Here is a 17,688-nt window from a genome sequence, read left to right as displayed (position 1 = left end):
TCCTTCCCATATCCAGTGAATGTCCGAACCCATGCGCAGCTATCTCGACTTTGAAAAGCCCGTCGCCGAGCTGGATTCCAAGATCGATGAATTGCGCACGCTGGCCGCCAGCGGCAGCGACATCGGCGAAGAGATCGTGCGCATCGAGGACAAGGCCGTCGCCGCGCTGCACGAGCTCTATGCGAACCTGACGCCGTGGCAGAAGACCCAGGTCGCGCGGCATCCACAGCGCCCGCATTGCATGAATTACGTGGAAGCGCTGATCACCGAATTCACGCCGCTCGCCGGCGACCGCAAGTTCGGCGAGGATGAAGCGCTGGTGGCTGGCTTCGGCCGTTTCCGCGGCGAGAGCGTCTGCGTGCTCGGCCAGGAAAAGGGCAACACCACCGAAAGCCGGCTCAAGCATAATTTCGGCATGGCCCGCCCCGAAGGCTACCGCAAGGCAGTTCGCCTGATGGAGATGGCCGACCGTTTCAACATTCCCGTGCTGTCGCTGGTCGATACCGCCGGCGCCTATCCCGGCATCGGCGCGGAAGAGCGCGGCCAGGCTGAAGCCATCGCACGCTCCACCGATGCCTGCCTCGGCCTCGGCGTGGCCAATGTCGCTGTGATCATCGGCGAAGGCGGCTCGGGCGGCGCCATCGCCATTGCCACCGCCAACAAGGTACTGATGCTGGAACACGCCATCTACAGCGTGATCTCGCCTGAAGCGGCATCGTCGATCCTGTGGCGCGACTCATCCAAGGCGCAGGAAGCCGCGACCAATATGAAGATCACCGCGCAGGATCTGCTGCGTTTCGGCGTGATCGATTCCATCCTGAAAGAGCCGCCGGGTGGCGCCCACCGCGACCCCGCTGCCATGATTGCCATCACCGGGGACGCCATCGCCCAGGCTTTCAACGACATGCGCGGCATGGACGCGGCGACTATTCGTCAGCAGCGCCGGCAGAAGTTTCTGGATATCGGCCGCAAGATCGGGTGAAGCCCGTCAGCAGACAAACAAAAGCCCGTCTTCGTTAAGAAGGCGGGCTTTTTGTTTGCAGCAGAGCTCTGATCCCCTCTCCCCCGCGCGGCGCAGCCGCGAAGGCGGGAGAGGGTGGATCGAACGCACGGCAGTGCGTTCGAGACGGGAGAGGGGGTGGTGCGGACCGGAAGGACCGAGCTTTTAGAAAGAGCCCTCTCCCGCCTTCGCTGTGCTCAGGCACCCTCTCCCGCGGCGCGCGGCTGTGCCGCGCTGGGGGAGAGGGGAAGCGAAGAGCTTCTCTGCTCACGCGTCCATCTGAGACCGCGCATTTCGGCGGATCACCTGCGGCGGCTGGCCATAGGCGCGCAGAAATGCGCGGCGCATGCGGTCACGATCGGCAAACCCCGTCTGCTGCGCGACGGTGTCGATGGGATGCCGGCTCTGCTCCATCATCAACCGCGCGGCCTCTAGCCGCAGATGCTCGACGGCCTTGGCAGGCGATTGGCCTGTCTCGGCGTGAAAGGCGCGGCTGAACTGCCGCGGGCTGAGATTTGCGGCATCGGCGAGATCATTCACCGTCAGCGGCTTCTGCAGGTTGTCGCGCGCGAAAGCGAGCGCCTTCTGGATACGGTCCGACTTCGGCGCCAATTCCAGCAGCGCGGAAAACTGCGACTGACCGCCGGCACGGCGGTGATACACGACCATCTTTTTCGCGATGTTGCGTGCGACGTCCTCGCCGAGATCAGCCTCGACCATCGCCAGTGCGAGATCGATGCCCGCGGTCATGCCGGCCGAGGTCCAGACCGGACCGTCATTCACGAAGATGCGGTCTTCATCGACCCTCACTTTCGGAAATTGCTTCTGCATGTCGCGCGCATAGAACCAGTGCGTGGTCGCGCGCCGTTGATCGAGAATGCCGGCTTCGGCGAGCACGAAGGCGCCGATACAGATAGACGCAACACGCCGCGCATGTTTGGGCGCCCGTCGTACGAAATCGATCAGGCCGGGCGTCGCAGATTCGACCGTCAGACCGCCGGCAATGATCAGCGTGTCATAGGCATCAGCCGCATTGAACGGTTCGGTGGTCAAACTCATGCCCAGCGAGGTGCCGACCTGACCGCCCCGCTCCGACAACACATGCAGATCATAGGTGGGCGGATCGGTCAGCATATTGGCCAGTTCAAAGACCGACATCGCCGCAAGGCTGATGGGCGAGCACCCCGGGGAAACAACAAGGCCGATGCGCTGCATGTGTTCGCTCCCTCAGGACAAAACGTCCTAAAACGCTGTTTATATGACATTTGAGACATGCCCGCGCAAGACTAGGTTTCCTGACACGGCCGCTGCGGCCGAGAGCATTCAGGAGAACGACAATGACGATTTCACATCAGGGTACGGCACTGATTACGGGCGCCTCGACGGGTATTGGCGCCGTTTATGCGGACCGGCTGGCCAGGCGCGGCTATGATCTCATTCTGGTGGCGCGGAACCAGGACCGCCTGGCGGCCCTCGCCAAGCGACTGACCAGCGAGACCGGACGATCGGTCCGCACGCTGGCCGCCGATCTCGGCAACAAGGCCGATCTGGCAAAGGTCGAAGCCGCGCTGCGCGACGATGCGAGCATTACGATGCTGGTCAACAATGCCGGAGTCGGCGCGGTGGCACCGTTGCTCAATGCCGATGTCGACAAAATGGAAGACATGATCACGCTGAACATCACCGCGCTGACACGGCTGACCTATGCCGCCGTGCCCGGCTTCGTCGCGCGCAACAAAGGCACGATCATCAACATCTCGTCGATCGTTGGTATCGGTGCAGAAATCCTCAACGGCGTCTACGGAGCCAGCAAGGCCTATGTGCTCAGCTTCAGCCATTCGCTGGTGCATGAACTGGCCGACAAGGGCATCCGCGTGCAGGCGGTGTTGCCGGGCGCAACGGCCACCGAATTCTGGGACATCGCGGGCTACCCGCACCAGAACATGGATCAGGCCACAGTGATGCGCGCCGACGACATGGTCGATGCTGCATTGGCCGGCCTCGACCAGGGTGAGCTCGTCACCATTCCGGGCCTGCAGGACGGCGCGAACTGGACCCGCTTCGAAGCAGATCGCCGCGCCCTCTCGACCAAATTCGGTCATGCGACGCCAGCGCCGCGCTACCACGTGACGCAGCGGCAGCGTGTCACCGAAACGCAGGCCTGAAGCCACGCACAGGCAGCAAAAAGCCCGCCCTCTCGACAGAGGGCGGGCTTTTCGGGTCCAGAATTACTTCTTCGCCGGAGCCATCTTGCTGTCGGCCGGCTTCGGCGCGTCCTTGGCGGCAGGCGCGGCGGGTGCCGCCGGAGCAGGCGTTGCGGCGGCCTGATCGATACGCTCAACCTTCGCACCTTCACGCAGCTTGGTGACGTAGTCGGCCTGCGCCTTGCGCACGACATACTGTTCGATCTGCGGCTTCACCTGGTCGAATTCCGGCGCCTTGCGGTTGCGCTTTTCCTCGACCTTGATGATGTGCCAGCCGAACTGCGACTTCACGGGGTCCGAGATCTTGCCCGGCTCCAGCGCGAAGGCAACGGCGGAGAATTCCGGCACCATCTGGTCCTTGGTGAAGAAACCCAGATCGCCGCCATCGGCCGCGCCCGGATCCTTCGACTTCTTCTTGGCGAGTTCGGCGAAATCGGCGCCCTTCTTCAGCTCGTCGGCGACCGTCTTGGCCTCGGCCTCGCTCTCCACCAGGATGTGGCGGGCATGGACTTCGGCTTCGCCGGTGATCTGCTTGGCCGCGTCCTCATAGACCTTCTTCATGTTGTCGTCGGTCAGGGCTTCCTTGCCCTCGACGGCCAGGAGGTTGTCCATCAGCAGACGATTACGGGCGAAGGCCAGCTTGGACTTGAAATCCTCACGATCGGCGATCTTCTTGTCCTCGGCAGCCTTGGCGACGATCTTCATGTCGATCAGGAACGACAGCACATTGTCCTTCCGGGTCGCGGGATCCATCTGGGCGAGGCTCGGGCCGAGCTCTTCCTCGGCAATGGTGACGTCGCTCTGGCGGATTTCCTGGCCGTTGACCTTGGCGAGGACCGGATTGGCATCCTGCGCGTAAACCGGGAAACTGGTGAGAAAGGCCACCGCAACGGCGCCGGTCAGGGCAGCCAGGGTGCGGCCCGGGCGCAGGCCCGGCGTCAGGGCGAGCGATACGAAGGTCATGGAAAATCCTTATCTCGGATAAGAGCCTGTTGGGGACGGCGGACACTCTCCCAAACGTACCGTCTTGGCAACGCGAAAACTCTGTCAAAATGATGAAATCCTTGAGAGGTTCGCGCCGTTGACAACCCCCCACACGGGCCATATCTCTCCCCGACCGGGCCGGTGGCGAAGGCGCGATTTCGGCCGCGCCGTGGTCATTGAACCCCTGATTGCCCTGCTCCCACTCATCTCCCGGGGTCTTGCTTTTTTGGCACTCCCGCACCGGGGTCCAGACAGCAATCCGCCACAGACTTTGGATATGACGAGGCTGGGCGACCGCTGCACCATTCCACGGCCTTCGGGCCGCATTGCTAAAGACAGGATTTCGTGATGATCGGCGCGCTCGCCCGCAAGTTCTTCGGCTCTGCCAACGACCGCCGCGTCAAGGGATATCAATCGCGTGTTGCCGCGATCAACGCGCTGGAACCTGAGGTCGCAGCGCTGTCGGACGATGCGCTCAAAGCGCGCACCGCCGAGTTCAAGGCGCAGTTAGGGGCCGGCAAGACTCTCGACGATCTCCTCGTTCCCGCTTTCGCCACCGTCCGCGAAGCCGCCAAGCGCACCCTCGGCCAGCGCCACTTCGACGTGCAGCTGATCGGCGGCATGGTGCTGCATGAGGGCGACATCGCCGAGATGAAGACCGGCGAAGGCAAGACGCTGGTCGCCACGCTCGCCGTCTATCTGAACGCGCTCGCCGGTCAGGGCGTGCATGTCGTGACCGTCAACGACTACCTCGCCAAGCGCGATAGCGGCTGGATGGGCCAGATCTACAGCTTCCTGGGCCTCACCACCGGCGTGATCGTTCACGGCCTCGACGATGCCGAGCGCCAGGCGGCCTATGCCTGCGACATCACCTACGGCACCAACAACGAATACGGCTTCGACTATCTGCGTGACAACATGAAGTACCGGCTGGAGGATATGGTCCAGCGCAAGCACTTCTATGCCATCGTCGACGAAGTCGACTCGATCCTGATCGACGAAGCGCGTACGCCGCTGATCATCTCCGGCCCGCTCGACGACCGCTCGGAATTCTACAACACCATCGACACCTTCCTGCCCAAGCTCGAAAAGGTCATCGACTTCGAAGTCGACGAGAAGCAGCGCACCGTGACGCTGACCGAAGCCGGCATGGAGAAGATCGAAACCTTGCTGCGCGATGCCGGCCAGCTCAAGGGCGAGACGCTGTATGACGTCGAGAACGTCTCCGTCGTGCATCACATCAATCAGGCGCTGCGCGCCCACTCGCTGTTCAACCGCGACAAGGACTACATCGTCCGCGACGACGAAGTGATCATCATCGACGAGTTCACCGGCCGCATGATGCAAGGTCGCCGTTATTCGGAAGGCCTGCACCAGGCGCTGGAAGCCAAGGAACATGTGACGGTCCAGCCGGAAAACCAGACGCTGGCCTCGATCACGTTCCAGAACTACTTCCGCATGTACAAGAAACTGGCCGGCATGACCGGTACGGCTCTGACCGAAGCGGATGAGCTGTTCGACATCTACAAGCTCGAAGTCGTCGAAGTGCCCACCAATGTTGGCATCGGCCGCATGGACGAGGACGACGAGGTCTATCGCACCCAAGACGAGAAGCACGCCGCCATCCTCGCCGAAATCGAGCGCGCCAATGCGCGGATGCAGCCGGTACTGGTCGGCACCGCGTCGATCGAAAAATCGGAAGTGCTTGGCGAGTATCTGCTCAAGAACGGCTACAAGCTGATCGACTTCACCAAGCCGAAGGCGATGGACAAGCTCTATGCGGCCGCGCGTTCCGGCAAGCCGGCGAAACTGTTCGCGGTCCTGAATGCGCGCTTCCATGAGCAGGAAGCCTATATCGTCGCCGAAGCCGGCGTCCCCGGCGCCATCACCATCGCCACCAACATGGCCGGCCGCGGCACCGACATCAAACTCGGCGGCTCGGTCGAGATGCGCGCGCAGATCGAAACGGCCGAGATCGCCGACGAGGCCGAGAAGGCCGCCAAGATCGCCGAGATCAAGGCCGAGATCGAGCGTTTCCGCGAGATCGTGCTGAACGCCAAGGAAGTGGTCGAGATCGAGCCCGCCAAGGGCAGCAAGCCGGCCAAGACCGTCGAGAAGCCCGGCGGCCTCTACATCATGGGCTCCGAGCGCCACGAGTCACGCCGCATCGACAACCAGCTCCGCGGCCGCTCCGGCCGTCAGGGCGACCCTGGCCGGTCCAAGTTCTTCCTGTCGCTGGAAGACGACCTGATGCGCATCTTCGGTTCGGATCGTCTCGATACGATGCTGACGCGCCTCGGCCTGAAGGAAGGCGAAGCGATCATCCATCCGTGGATCAACAAGGCGCTCGAAAAGGCCCAGCAGAAGGTCGAAGCGCGCAACTTCGACATCCGCAAGAACCTGCTGAAATATGACGACGTACAGAACGACCAGCGCAAGGTGATCTTCGAGCAGCGCGTCGACCTGATGCAGAACGATAGCGTCGCCGAGACCGTCAACGACATGCGCCGCGCCTTCGTCGAGGATCTCGTCACCAAACACGTGCCGGAAAACCAGTATGCCGAGCAGTGGGACGTGGCCGGCCTGAAGGAAGAGCTCAAGCGCGTGCTCGACCTCGATCTTCCGGTGGACGAATGGGCCAAGGAAGAAGGCATCGCTGACGAGGAGCTGCTCAACCGTATCGAGCAGAAGGCCGACGAGCACATGGCCGCGAAGGTCGCCCAGTGGGGCCCCGACGTGATGCGTTACGTCGAGAAGACGATCCTGCTGCAGACGCTGGATCATCTGTGGCGCGAACATCTGGTGATGCTGGATCACCTGCGTCAGGTCATCGGCCTGCGCGGCTACGGCCAGCGCGATCCGCTGCAGGAATACAAGGCGGAAGCCTTCAACCTGTTCGAGGCGATGATCGCCAATCTGCGCGAAGCCGTCACCGCACAATTGATGCGCGTCGAAATCGTGCCGCCGGACGTGCAGCCCGAACTGCCTGTCATGGAAGCCCACAAGCTCGACTACAACACCGGCGAAGACGAAATGGCCTTCGCCAATGCGGCGCTGGCACCGATGGGCCAGCAACAGCCCGCCGTCGCCCGTGATCCGAACAACCAGGACACCTGGGGCAAGGTCGGCCGCAACGAGGACTGCCCGTGCGGCTCCGGCAAGAAGTTCAAGCACTGTCACGGGCGGTATGCGTAAGCCGACCACCGGTTAGATCGCGAAGCCATCTGAAATCCCTCCCCGTTCGGGAGGGATTTTTCTTTGGGCTGTTGGTTCCACGCATTCACGCAGCCAAGCACTGCGCTGGACGCCGCTGACGACGATTGGACAACGCGTCGCAGAGGACTAGCCTGTTCCATCGTGCCGACACGAGCGGCCGCAGGAATGAGAGGGCGTGCCGATGATGTCCAATTCCGAAATGTTGATCCGCCTGATCTCCGCCGCGGCGCTCGGCAGTCTGATCGGTTTCGAGCGGGAGCGGCTGCTCTGGGCCGCGGGCATCCGCACGCATATGCTGGTCTGCGTCGGCTCCTGCCTGATCATGCTGGTCTCACAATACGGCTTCTCCAACATCCTGCTCACGCAATCCAATGTCGTGCTCGATCCATCGCGTATCGCAGCGCAGGTGGTGTCCGGCATCGGCTTTCTCGGTGCGGGATCGATCCTGGCGCGCGGCGAGATCGTCAAGGGACTGACCACGGCGGCAAGCATCTGGACGGTGGCGGCGATCGGGCTCGCAGTCGGCGGCGGATTGTATCTCGCGGCCGGCGCATCGACGGTGATCATCCTGATCATCCTCGTCGGTATCAAGCCGCTCGAGGAGGCCTATCGTTCGCGCAACCAGACCTGCATGCTGAAGGTGGAAGTCGAGAACAACGGCCTGACGCCGGAATTGCTGCGCGAGACACTCTCGCTGCGCGCCGGCCAGGTGAAGCGCTTCCTGGTGGAAAGCCGCGATCCCCAGGGCACCGACCAGCTCTCGATCCTGCTTAGCAAGGTGTCGTCACAGGATATCGCGAGCTATCCTTCGAAGCTGCAGGAGCTCGATGGCGTGCGTCAGGTGAGTATTGTCAAACGCGTCAGCGACCACGGCGCCAATCACACGTGAGCGATATGTCTGCAGGAAGAGCGACGCGCCTCAGCGCATCGCCGAGAAGCGATCCGTGAACGAATTCGCGGACACGACCGGGGCTGCGCCTGACAGCGCGGCTGTGCCGGCGCCGCCGCCGGAGGCTGGCGTGGATGGTTCGGCCGACAGCGTCGGCTTGAGCGGCGGGCGTGGGGTGGCGACGAGCGGTGCGGGTGCAGCGGCCGGCTTCGCTGCAGCTACAGAAGCAGGCGTCGCAGGAGCAGCCGACGGGGCGGCCTTGCTGGCGACGGCCTTCGGCTTTGCGGCCGGTGTCGGCACGGGAGCGGCTGGCGCCGTAGTTGCGGTGGCGGTCGTTTCCGAGCCGCCGATGCCGACCTTCTTGGCGAGATTGCTGAAGAAGCCACCATCCGACGAGGCCGACGCGACACGCGTGGAGGGCGCGGCGACGACGGGTTCCTCCGACGCTGCGAACAGCGAGGCCGAATAGGACGTCGAGGCCGCAGCATTGGCCTTCGGCGGATTGACGTGCGGCGGGATCGTGCCCGGTGCGCGCGAATAGGCGGCGGTCTGCACGCCCGGCGGCTCCGGATCCGACAGGCCGGTGGCGCCATCGGGCAGTTTGGAGGCGAAGACGCGGTTCATGCCGCCGTCGATATCGGGACGGCGCTGTGCGACCGGCGTGCCCTTGGCAACCAGTTCGGCAATCTTCGCATCATCCTGCGCCTGCTTGGCGCTGACGGCATCGGCGATCTCGGACGGAATCTGGTAGACTGGGCACTTGGCCGAGGCATTGAACACCAGCGGCTTGGTCGATCCTGCAGGTGCGGCCGGATCGAACACATACTTGTTCTCGCAGAACTCGACCTTCGGCTCCTGCCGCGTCACTTCGAAATGATCATAGCCCTGCTTGATCATCTTCCAGAACGGCATGTTCGGGTTGTTGCGATGCTTGGCCATGTTGACCGGCGTCATCTTGAACGGAAACGCCGCGAACTGGAACGAGCGCTGTCCGCCGAAGAAGGATTCACGGCCCAGCGAATAGATCTCGGCGATCTGTTCGTCGGTCATGGCGAAACAGCCCCGCGACGAGCAATCGCCGTGCACCATCAGCTGCGAACCGGTGCGTCCCAGCGACTTGTCAAAGGCGTTGGGGAAACCGGTATTGAAGGAGAGATAATAGGACGAGCGCGGATTCATCTGCGCCGGCGTGATCGAGTAGAAGCCTTCCGGTGCCTGACGATCGCCTTCCTTGACCTTCGGACCGAGGTCGCCGGACCAGCGACAGATCGGATAGGTCTTCAGCAGTGCAAACTGGCCGGAGCGGTTCTGCTTCCAGACTTCGAGTTCGGCTTCCTGCTTGAACACACGAACCAGCATCGGCGACTGCAGGTCCATGTCCTTTTCAGTCATCTCGGCGACGAGCTTGGGAGGAACGGGCTGGTTGGCCTTCGCGTTGCTGGCGAGCGACATGTCTTCGCCGTTGCAGCCGGCCAGCACCACGCCTGTCGCAAGTACGACCGACGTCAGCAGCGCGCGAACAAGCGAGCGATGTTTCAAAGCCAAGCTCCGCAGCCGACGGGACGTCGACACCCCAAGGAATAAAGACAAATGAGCCCTTATTCGTACGCAAATATTAGCCTTAAGGTCCCTTGCTCGCAAGGCAACTGGCCGTGAGCAGCAGGTTCCGTTCCGGCGATGGTCAACAGAGATTGAAGATCTCAGGCCGGGCGGAATTGCGGCGGTATCTGGCGGGAAGGCGAATTAAGCAGGCGACGGTGGGGTATGCTTAATAGTTTGGCAGCGCTCTCGACCGTCATGGCGGGCTTGTCTCGGCCACCCACGTCTTTGTTCACTCGCCGCCAGAGACGTGAATGCCCGGCACATCCAGCAAAGCTCGCTTCGCGCTGGCCGGGCACGGCGAACATTAGCAATCGCGTGCGTGGACAATCTCGGAGCGCCTCAGGAGCCCCGGACCACGGTCTTCAAGTAGTTGTAAGCCTTGATGATTTCGATCAACCGGTCCTCGGTGGAGCGGTCGCCGCCATTGGCGTCGGGGTGGTGCTGCTTCACCAGCGCCTTGTACTGCGCCTTGACGTCGTCCAGCGTCGCACTGGGGCCGAGACCCATGACTTGCAGCGCCTTGCGCTCGGCATTGAAGATCTTGCGGGTTTCTTCCTTGATCGGCTGCTGCGGCTTGCGGGCCCGGCCGCGCCCCATACCCATGCCGTTCATCTCATTGAACATGGCAAACGGATCGATCGCGCCATCGAGGTCGGGCTGCCCGGCCTTGGTTTTGTCCGCAGAGCCATTGGCGCCCATCTTCCAGGTCGGACGGTGGCCGGTCAGCGCATCCTTCTGGTACTTGGCGACCGCGTCTGGGGCCATACCCTGGAAGAAGTTGTAGCCCTGATTGTATTCGCGGACATGGTTCAGGCAGAAGTGCCAGTATTCCTTGTCCTGCGCGCGGCCCTTGGGCGCGCGGTGCGGACCCTTGTTCTTGCACTCGGGCCACTCGCACATAATAGCTTCTTCGCGCGCAGCGGCCTGCTGCTTCGCGCTCAGCTTGTTCGGCTTGATACGGATGCTGTCGAAGAATTTGGATGAGTCGATGGGCATGGCTGACTATGACAACGCAATGCAAAAAGCTTCAAGTCTTGACATTCCGATTACCTCATTCGGCGCCTTGCGCCGCACCAATATGGTCGCCACATCGTGATTGACCATGAGTGGGGCGAACCGCTAAGCCGGCCATCATGACCATGAAAGATAACATCACAAAGAAGCTGACAGAGGCTTTCGCGCCCCTCAGCCTCGACGTTTCAGATGAATCGCATCTGCATGCCGGTCACATGGGCCACCGCCCGGAGGGTGAAACCCACTTCAGGGTCAATATTGTGTCGGAGGCCTTCGAAGGGAAGAGCCGGATCGACCGCCATCGCATGATCAACGAACTGCTGGCGGCGGAACTCGCGGGAACGGTACATGCGCTGGCGCTGAAACCGCAGACGCCGAAGGAAGCGGGCTAGGTTTCGTCGCGGCACCCTACACCCTCATTCCGGGGCGCGAGCGCCGCTTGGCGATCACGACCCGGAATCTCAGCATGGGAGTCTCCAACAGCGCCAAGCCATGTCCAGCTTCCGGGTTCGCGCGCACGAAGACGCGCCCCCGCCCCGGAATGACGAGTGTGGGCTGGTCCTACTTCTTCAGCGACGCGATCGCCTCGAGGACGTTCGGCTTCAGCCCGGCGCCGCCCGCATCCAGATGTTCGAAGATCTTCTTCCGCATGCGCGGATCCCAGAACTTCTTGATGTGCTCGGCAATGCCGGCCACGGCGTGATCGTGGCCCTGGCTGTTGAAGAAGTCGCCGATCTGGTTGGCCATGTAGATCAGCCGGTCAGGCGACGTCGATGTGTGGGTGTCCATGCTCTTGCCCTGATGCATCCGCGGTGACGCCGTGCTGACGCACGCGATGCTGATGTGTGAAAACTTCGAACCCGTCGCTGCGCGCGATCGCGGCCAACGTAATGCCTGCGGCTTCCGCCATGCGGATGGCCAGTGCGGTGGGGGCCGAGACCGACACCATGAGCGGCGCGCCGATGGCCGCCGTCTTCTGCACCATCTCGACGGAGACGCGGCTGGTGAGCAGCACCATGCCCTGCCCTGCATCGACCTTGGCCTGCGCCAACGCGCCGGCCAGCTTGTCGAGCGCATTATGACGGCCGACATCCTCACGCAACGCGACGATGCCGTCGGCCGGAGTCCAGAACGCCGCGGCGTGCACGGCGCGGGTCTGGATGTTGACCTTCTGCAGCGGCGACAGCGTCTCCATCGCCGCCATGATCTGCTCGAAGGAGAACACGCCGCCGGGCGCTACGATGGCCGCCGGCTTAACGGCTTCAGAAATCGAGTCGATGCCGCACAGACCGCAGCCCGTCGGTCCGGCGATCTGCCGGCGCCGCGCGCTGATGCTCTCGGCCTTCTCGCCTGCGAGCCACATGCGCAGCTCGACGCCATCGTCGAATTCAACGGCCTCGAAACTCTCGATCTCGTTGATCGAGGTGACCACGCCCTCGCTCAGACTGAAGCCGTAGGCGAAGTCGCGATAGTCCTGCGGCGTCCCCATCATGACGGCATAGGTGCCGCCATTATAGGTGATCGCCAACGCGGTCTCTTCCGGCACCGCGCGCAGCCCCTCGCTGACGCCGGACTGGCGCCAGATCTTGCGGGGGACTGAGCGAACCGGCTCGTACATCTTTGGTTTCCAGACCTACTCCGCGGCTTCCACGACAGGCATGGCGATCCGGCGCGACTGGCGAGCCTGCTCGTCATATTCCTTCTGCCACTCGGACGGACCGTTCGAGGGCGAGATCTGCACCGCGGTCACCTTGTATTCCGGGCAGTTGGTGGCCCAGTCAGAGAACTCGGTGGTGATGACGTTGGCCTGCGTGGTCGGGTGATGGAAGGTTGTATAGACCACGCCCGGCGCCATACGCTCGGTTAGCAGCGCGCGCAACGTCGTCTCGCCGGCGCGGCTCTGCAGCTTCACCCAGTCGCCGTCGCGGATGCCGCGCAGTTCGGCGTCATGCGGATGCAGCTCCAGACGATCCTCTTCATGCCAGACCACATTCTCGGTGCGCCGTGTCTGCGCGCCGACATTGTACTGGCTGAGAATACGGCCGGTGGTGAGCAGCAGCGGAAAACGGGGGCCGGTACGCTCGTCGGTGGCGATGTATTCGGTGAGCATGAACTTGCCCTTGCCGCGTACGAAGCCGTCCATATGCATGATCGGCGTGCCCAGAGGCTGCTTCTCGTTACACGGCCACTGCACCGAACCAACCTCCTCCAGCTTCGCATAGGAGACGCCGGCGAAAGTCGGCGTCAGCGCCGCGATTTCGTCCATGATCTCCGAGGGGTGATTGTAGGACATCTCATAGCCGAGTGCCTTGGCGAATCCCAAGGTCACTTCCCAATCCTCAAGACCATTTTTCGGCGACATCACCTTGCGGACGCGCTGAATGCGACGTTCGGCATTGGTGAAAGTGCCGTTCTTCTCCAGGAAGGTGGAGCCCGGGAAGAACACGTGGGCGTAGTTGGCGGTCTCGTTCAGGAACAGGTCGTGGACGATGACGCATTCCATCGCCGACAGCGCCGCGACCACATGCTTGGTGTTGGGGTCGGACTGCAGGATGTCTTCGCCCTGCACGTAGAGGCCCATGAAAGTGCCTTCGGTGGCGGCATCGAACATGTTGGGAATGCGCAGGCCCGGCTCACTGTTGAGCTTGACGTTCCACATCGCTTCGAACTGCTCGCGCACCGCATCGCCCGAGATGTGGCGGTAGCCCGGCAGCTCGTGCGGGAACGAGCCCATGTCGCAGGAGCCCTGCACGTTGTTCTGGCCGCGCAGCGGATTCACGCCGACGCCGGGACGACCGATATTGCCGGTCGCCATCGCGAGGTTCGCGATCGCGATTACGGTGGTCGAACCCTGACTGTGCTCGGTGACGCCGAGACCGTAATAGATCGCACCGTTGCCACCGGTGGCGAACAAACGGGCGGCGGCGCGCAGCTCCTTCGGATCGACGCCGGTCATGATGGCGGTGGCTTCGGGGCTGTGGTTCGGCTGCGCGACGAAGGCCGCCCAGTCCTCAAACTCGCTCCAGTCACAGCGCTCGCGGATGAATGTCTCGTCGGCGAGGCCTTCGGTGACGATGACATGGGCCAGCGCGGTGAGCACGGCGACATTGGTGCCGGGCATCAGGGGCAGATGGTGCTGTGCCTCGATATGGGCCGAGCGCACGATATCGGTTTGGCGCGGATCGACCACGATCAGCTTGGCGCCGGCGCGCAAACGCTTCTTCAGGCGCGATGCAAACACCGGATGGCCATCGGTCGGGTTGGCGCCGATGATCATCACGACATCGGTATCTTCCACCGAGTCGAAATCCTGCGTGCCGGCCGAGGTACCAAAGGTCGAGGACAGGCCGTAGCCGGTCGGCGAATGGCAGACGCGCGCGCAGGTATCAACGTTGTTGTTGCCGAAGCCGGCGCGGATCAGCTTCTGCACCACGAATACTTCTTCATTGGTGCAGCGCGACGAGGTGATGCCGCCGATGGAGTCTTTGCCGTATTTGGCCTGGATGCCCTTGAACTTCTTGGCCGCGAAATTGAAGGCCTCATCCCATGACACTTCCTGCCATGGATCGGTGATCTTCTCGCGGATCATCGGATTGAGGATACGCTCCTTGTGGTTCGCATAGCCCCAGGCGAAACGGCCCTTGACGCAGGAATGGCCGCGATTGGCCTTGCCGTCCTTGTACGGCACCATGCGCACCAGTTCCTCGCCGCGCATTTCCGCCTTGAAGGTACAGCCGACGCCGCAATAGGCGCAGGTGGTCACAGCGGAGTGCTCAGGCTGGCCGATCTCGATCACGGCCTTCTCGGTCAGCGTCGCGGTCGGGCAGGCCTGCACGCAGGCGCCGCAGGACACGCATTCCGAACCCAGGAAGCTCTCGCTCATGCCCGGCGAGACGCGGCTCTCGAAGCCGCGGCCGGAGATCGTCAGCGCGAAAGTGCCCTGTACTTCTTCGCAGGCGCGGACGCAGCGCGAGCAGACGATGCACTTGGAGGGGTCATAGGTGAAGTACGGATTCGACTCGTCCTTTGCCATCCAGTGATCATTTTCGCAGGCTTCCGGCGAATTGTGATTGTGCTTCGGGCCAGACTTGGCGAACACATGGTTCTCGCCGTCATAGCCGTAACGCACGTCGCGCAGGCCGACGGCGCCGGCCATGTCCTGCAATTCGCAATCGCCATTGGCGGCGCAGGTGAGACAGTCGAGCGGATGGTCGGAGATATAGAGCTCCATCACGCCCTTGCGCAGCGCCGCGAGCCGCGCATTCTGGGTATGAACCACGAGGCCTTCCATGGCCGGCGTGGTGCAGGAGGCCGGCGTGCCCGCGCGGCCTTCGATCTCGACGAGACAGAGACGACAGGAGCCGAAGGCATCCACCATGTCGGTGGCGCAGAGTTTCGGAATCTGCGTGCCCATCTCCATGGCGGCGCGCATGATCGAGGTGCCCTCGGACACCGAGACACTCTGCCCGTCAATGGTCAGCGTGACCATCTTTTCGGACTTCGAACGCGGCGTACCAAAATCGATTTCGTGAACGAGCGACATGTGTTGCTCCTTTACTCTGCGGCCTGAAGGCGCGATGGCGCCGGGCCGAAATCCCCGGGGAAATGTTTCAGCGCACTCATCACCGGATACGGCGTGAAGCCGCCCAGCGCACAGAGCGAACCGAACTTCATGGTGTTGCTGAGGTCCTGCAGCACGGCGATGTTCTCGGCGACGCGTTCGCCGCGGCGGATCTTGTCGATGGTCTCAACGCCACGGGTGGAGCCGATGCGGCACGGCGTGCACTTGCCGCAGGATTCGATGGCGCAGAATTCCATCGCAAAGCGCGCCTGCTTCGACATATCGACGGTGTCGTCGAACACCACGATGCCGCCGTGGCCGATCAGGCCGTCACGCTTGGCGAAAGCCTCGTAGTCGAACGGCGTGTCGAACAATTCGCGCGGGAAGTAGGCACCGAGCGGACCGCCGACCTGCACCGCGCGGACCGGCTTGCCGGTGAAGGTGCCGCCGCCGATATCATCAATCAGCTCACCCAGCGTGATGCCGAAAGCGACTTCGAAGAGGCCGCCGAACTTGATGTTACCCGCGAGCTGGATCGGCATCGTACCGCGTGAGCGGCCCATGCCGTAATCCGCATAGGCCTTGGCGCCGTTGTCGAGGATGAACGGGATCGCCGCAAACGAGAGCACGTTGTTGATGACCGTCGGCTTGCCGAACAGGCCTTTATGCGCCGGCAGCGGCGGCTTGGCGCGGACGATGCCGCGACGGCCTTCGAGACTCTCCAGCAGTGAGGTCTCCTCGCCGCAGACATAGGCGCCGGCGCCGACGCGGACTTCGAGATCGAATGCGTGCGCCGAGCCGCGAATCTTGTCGCCGAGATAACCGGCGCGCTTGGCGGCAGCGATACCCTCATTCATCGCCTCGACGGCATGCGGATATTCCGACCGGATATAGATATAGCCCTTGGTTGCCCCCACAGCGATGCCCGCGATGGTCATGCCCTCGATCACCACGAAGGGATCGCCTTCCATGATCATGCGGTCAGCGAAGGTGCCGCTGTCGCCCTCGTCCGCATTGCAGACGATGAATTTACGATCGGCTTTGGTATCGGCAACGGTCTTCCACTTGATACCGGTCGGGAAGCCAGCGCCACCGCGGCCACGCAGGCCGGATGTGGTGACGTCGGCAATGATGCCGGCGCTATCCAGCGTCAGCGCGCGCGTGAGGCCCCTGTAGCCATCATGCGCGATGTAATCCTCGACCGACCGGGGATCGACGACGCCGCAGCGCACAAAGGTCAGACGCGTCTGCTTCTTGAGCCACGGAATCTCTTCCGCGACACCAAGACGCAGCGCGTGAGAGCCGTTTGCGACCATCGCATCGAGCACCGACGCAACGTCTTTCTCTTCGACCGGCCCGAAGGCGACACGGCCTTCCGGCGTCGCGACTTCGATCATCGGCTCCAGCCACAGCAATCCGCGCGAACCGGGGCGAATGATCTCGATTGCAAGCTTGCGCTTTTGAGCCTCCGCTTCGAAGGCACTGACGAGTTCATCGGCGCCGACGGAAACGGCGGCCGCATCCCGCGGAATGTAGATCTTCAGAGTTTTATCAGACGATGTCATCGCTGTGCCTCCGCGACCAGCGCATCGATGCGCTTCTCATCGAGGCGGCCAACCAGACGGCCATCGAGCATCGCCGATGGCGCTGTGGCGCAGAGCCCGAGGCAATAGATCGGCTCCAACGTAACACGCTGATCCGCCGTCGTGTTTCCAAACTTTACACCCAATTTCGCTTCCGCGCGCGCCGCAAGTGCATCGCCGCCAGCCGCCTGGCAAGCCTCCGCGCGGCAGATCTTCAGCACATGCTTGCCGGCCGGCTCGTGGCGGAAGTCATGGTAGAAAGTGAACACGCCATGGACCTCGGCGCGCGACAGGTTACGCGCCAGCGCGATCATCGGGATTGCCGGCTCCGGCACATAGCCGAAGGCTTCCTGCATCGCATGCAGAATCACGATCACGCCGCCTTCCACATGGGACAGGCTCTCGATGATCTCGGTGCCTCGGTCGGCATTCCAAGGCTCATAAGCATTCGGCTCGTAGGCTGCGTTCATCCCGGTACTCGATTGATCTTATGACTGGAAAACCAATCAAAATTGGAATCGATCCAAAGATCAATAAAGCTGTCTCATGCTGCGATACGGAAACGGTATCGACACCCGGCGAAATCGATGAATTTGAAATGGTTAGCTTGGTTGCAGCGCAGCAATTACAGCGCC

The 17,688-nt window shown here is 62.6% G+C and carries 14 protein-coding genes; 5 read left to right on the top strand and 9 right to left on the bottom strand.

Annotated features, from left to right (window positions below; translation table 11 throughout):
- Positions 1-19: 19 nt before the first annotated feature.
- Positions 20-982 carry an acetyl-CoA carboxylase carboxyltransferase subunit alpha gene (locus AB8A23_RS07510; protein ID WP_093757526.1) on the top strand — a complete coding sequence of 321 codons (963 nt, stop codon included), beginning with the start codon at positions 20-22 and terminating at the stop codon, positions 980-982.
- Positions 983-1,267: 285 nt separating this feature from the next.
- Here AB8A23_RS07510 and AB8A23_RS07505 read toward each other — a convergent pair whose 3' ends face one another.
- Positions 1,268-2,215 (bottom strand): GlxA family transcriptional regulator, encoded by a 948-nt coding sequence (locus AB8A23_RS07505; protein WP_439060013.1) that lies wholly within the window; start codon positions 2,213-2,215, stop codon positions 1,268-1,270.
- Between the two features lie 122 nt (positions 2,216-2,337).
- On the opposite strand from AB8A23_RS07505, the gene AB8A23_RS07500 reads away from it, so the two are divergent.
- The gene (locus tag AB8A23_RS07500) at positions 2,338-3,165 is read left to right on the top strand and encodes an SDR family NAD(P)-dependent oxidoreductase (RefSeq protein ID WP_231078888.1); all 828 of its coding nucleotides are present in this window, start codon (positions 2,338-2,340) and stop codon (positions 3,163-3,165) included.
- Between the two features lie 63 nt (positions 3,166-3,228).
- On the opposite strand, the gene AB8A23_RS07495 is transcribed toward AB8A23_RS07500, so the two are convergent.
- Positions 3,229-4,167 (bottom strand): peptidylprolyl isomerase, encoded by a 939-nt coding sequence (locus tag AB8A23_RS07495; protein WP_089267776.1) that lies wholly within the window; start codon positions 4,165-4,167, stop codon positions 3,229-3,231.
- Positions 4,168-4,536: 369 nt separating this feature from the next.
- Here AB8A23_RS07495 and secA point away from each other — a divergent pair, with 369 nt between their 5' ends.
- Positions 4,537-7,383 (top strand): preprotein translocase subunit SecA, encoded by a 2,847-nt coding sequence (secA, locus tag AB8A23_RS07490; protein ID WP_439060014.1) that lies wholly within the window; start codon positions 4,537-4,539, stop codon positions 7,381-7,383.
- A gap of 202 nt (positions 7,384-7,585) precedes the next feature.
- Positions 7,586-8,293 carry an MgtC/SapB family protein gene (locus AB8A23_RS07485; RefSeq protein WP_309942303.1) on the top strand — a complete coding sequence of 236 codons (708 nt, stop codon included), beginning with the start codon at positions 7,586-7,588 and terminating at the stop codon, positions 8,291-8,293.
- Between the two features lie 30 nt (positions 8,294-8,323).
- Here the strand turns inward: AB8A23_RS07485 and AB8A23_RS07480 are convergent, their stop codons facing one another.
- Complete coding sequence (locus AB8A23_RS07480; RefSeq protein ID WP_439060015.1) at positions 8,324-9,832, bottom strand: L,D-transpeptidase family protein; 1,509 nt, start codon at positions 9,830-9,832, stop codon at positions 8,324-8,326.
- Between the two features lie 402 nt (positions 9,833-10,234).
- Entirely contained in the window at positions 10,235-10,891 is a 657-nt protein-coding gene (locus AB8A23_RS07475; RefSeq protein WP_089267780.1) for a J domain-containing protein, read from the bottom strand.
- A gap of 137 nt (positions 10,892-11,028) precedes the next feature.
- Here AB8A23_RS07475 and AB8A23_RS07470 point away from each other — a divergent pair, with 137 nt between their 5' ends.
- The gene (locus tag AB8A23_RS07470; protein WP_089267781.1) at positions 11,029-11,301 is read left to right on the top strand and encodes a BolA family protein; all 273 of its coding nucleotides are present in this window, start codon (positions 11,029-11,031) and stop codon (positions 11,299-11,301) included.
- A gap of 169 nt (positions 11,302-11,470) precedes the next feature.
- Here the strand turns inward: AB8A23_RS07470 and AB8A23_RS07465 are convergent, their stop codons facing one another.
- From AB8A23_RS07465 to AB8A23_RS07445, 5 genes are read right to left on the bottom strand one after another with little or no spacing between them, the layout of a single operon-like run.
- On the bottom strand, positions 11,471-11,698 hold the full coding sequence (locus tag AB8A23_RS07465; RefSeq protein ID WP_068729526.1) for a formate dehydrogenase subunit delta: 228 nt from the start codon (positions 11,696-11,698) through the stop codon (positions 11,471-11,473).
- Positions 11,670-12,527, bottom strand: coding sequence for a formate dehydrogenase accessory sulfurtransferase FdhD (fdhD, locus tag AB8A23_RS07460; RefSeq protein ID WP_439060016.1), 858 nt, complete (start codon positions 12,525-12,527; stop codon positions 11,670-11,672). The genes AB8A23_RS07465 and fdhD overlap by 29 nt, the downstream gene beginning before the upstream one ends.
- Positions 12,528-12,542: 15 nt before the next feature.
- Entirely contained in the window at positions 12,543-15,452 is a 2,910-nt protein-coding gene (fdhF, locus tag AB8A23_RS07455) for a formate dehydrogenase subunit alpha (protein ID WP_439060017.1), read from the bottom strand.
- Between the two features lie 11 nt (positions 15,453-15,463).
- Complete coding sequence (locus tag AB8A23_RS07450) at positions 15,464-17,035, bottom strand: formate dehydrogenase beta subunit (RefSeq protein ID WP_231078882.1); 1,572 nt, start codon at positions 17,033-17,035, stop codon at positions 15,464-15,466.
- A complete protein-coding gene (locus AB8A23_RS07445) occupies positions 17,032-17,523 on the bottom strand; it encodes a formate dehydrogenase subunit gamma (protein WP_439060018.1) in 492 nt (163 codons plus the stop codon). Before AB8A23_RS07445 ends, AB8A23_RS07450 begins: the two co-directional genes overlap by 4 nt.
- Positions 17,524-17,688: the final 165 nt, after the last annotated feature.

Origin of the sequence: Tardiphaga sp. 619_E2_N8_4 (assembly GCF_051810905.1) — a bacterium.
Taxonomy (GTDB): Bacteria; Pseudomonadota; Alphaproteobacteria; order Rhizobiales; family Xanthobacteraceae; genus Tardiphaga; species Tardiphaga robiniae.
This window is presented reverse-complemented; position numbering and strand designations above follow the sequence as displayed.

Excerpts from the sequence above, each read along its gene's own strand:
- AB8A23_RS07510 (WP_093757526.1), top strand. The coding sequence starts at position 20 with ATGTCCGAACCCATGCGCAGCTATCTCGACTTTGAAAAGCCCGTCGCC.
- AB8A23_RS07505 (WP_439060013.1), bottom strand. The coding sequence starts at position 2,215 with ATGCAGCGCATCGGCCTTGTTGTTTCCCCGGGGTGCTCGCCCATCAGC.
- AB8A23_RS07500 (WP_231078888.1), top strand. The coding sequence starts at position 2,338 with ATGACGATTTCACATCAGGGTACGGCACTGATTACGGGCGCCTCGACG.
- AB8A23_RS07495 (WP_089267776.1), bottom strand. The coding sequence starts at position 4,167 with ATGACCTTCGTATCGCTCGCCCTGACGCCGGGCCTGCGCCCGGGCCGC.
- secA (WP_439060014.1), top strand. The coding sequence starts at position 4,537 with ATGATCGGCGCGCTCGCCCGCAAGTTCTTCGGCTCTGCCAACGACCGC.
- AB8A23_RS07485 (WP_309942303.1), top strand. The coding sequence starts at position 7,586 with ATGATGTCCAATTCCGAAATGTTGATCCGCCTGATCTCCGCCGCGGCG.
- AB8A23_RS07475 (WP_089267780.1), bottom strand. The coding sequence starts at position 10,891 with ATGCCCATCGACTCATCCAAATTCTTCGACAGCATCCGTATCAAGCCG.
- AB8A23_RS07470 (WP_089267781.1), top strand. The coding sequence starts at position 11,029 with ATGACCATGAAAGATAACATCACAAAGAAGCTGACAGAGGCTTTCGCG.
- AB8A23_RS07465 (WP_068729526.1), bottom strand. The coding sequence starts at position 11,698 with ATGGACACCCACACATCGACGTCGCCTGACCGGCTGATCTACATGGCC.
- fdhD (WP_439060016.1), bottom strand. The coding sequence starts at position 12,527 with ATGTACGAGCCGGTTCGCTCAGTCCCCCGCAAGATCTGGCGCCAGTCC.
- fdhF (WP_439060017.1), bottom strand. The coding sequence starts at position 15,452 with ATGTCGCTCGTTCACGAAATCGATTTTGGTACGCCGCGTTCGAAGTCC.
- AB8A23_RS07450 (WP_231078882.1), bottom strand. The coding sequence starts at position 17,035 with ATGACATCGTCTGATAAAACTCTGAAGATCTACATTCCGCGGGATGCG.
- AB8A23_RS07445 (WP_439060018.1), bottom strand. The coding sequence starts at position 17,523 with ATGAACGCAGCCTACGAGCCGAATGCTTATGAGCCTTGGAATGCCGAC.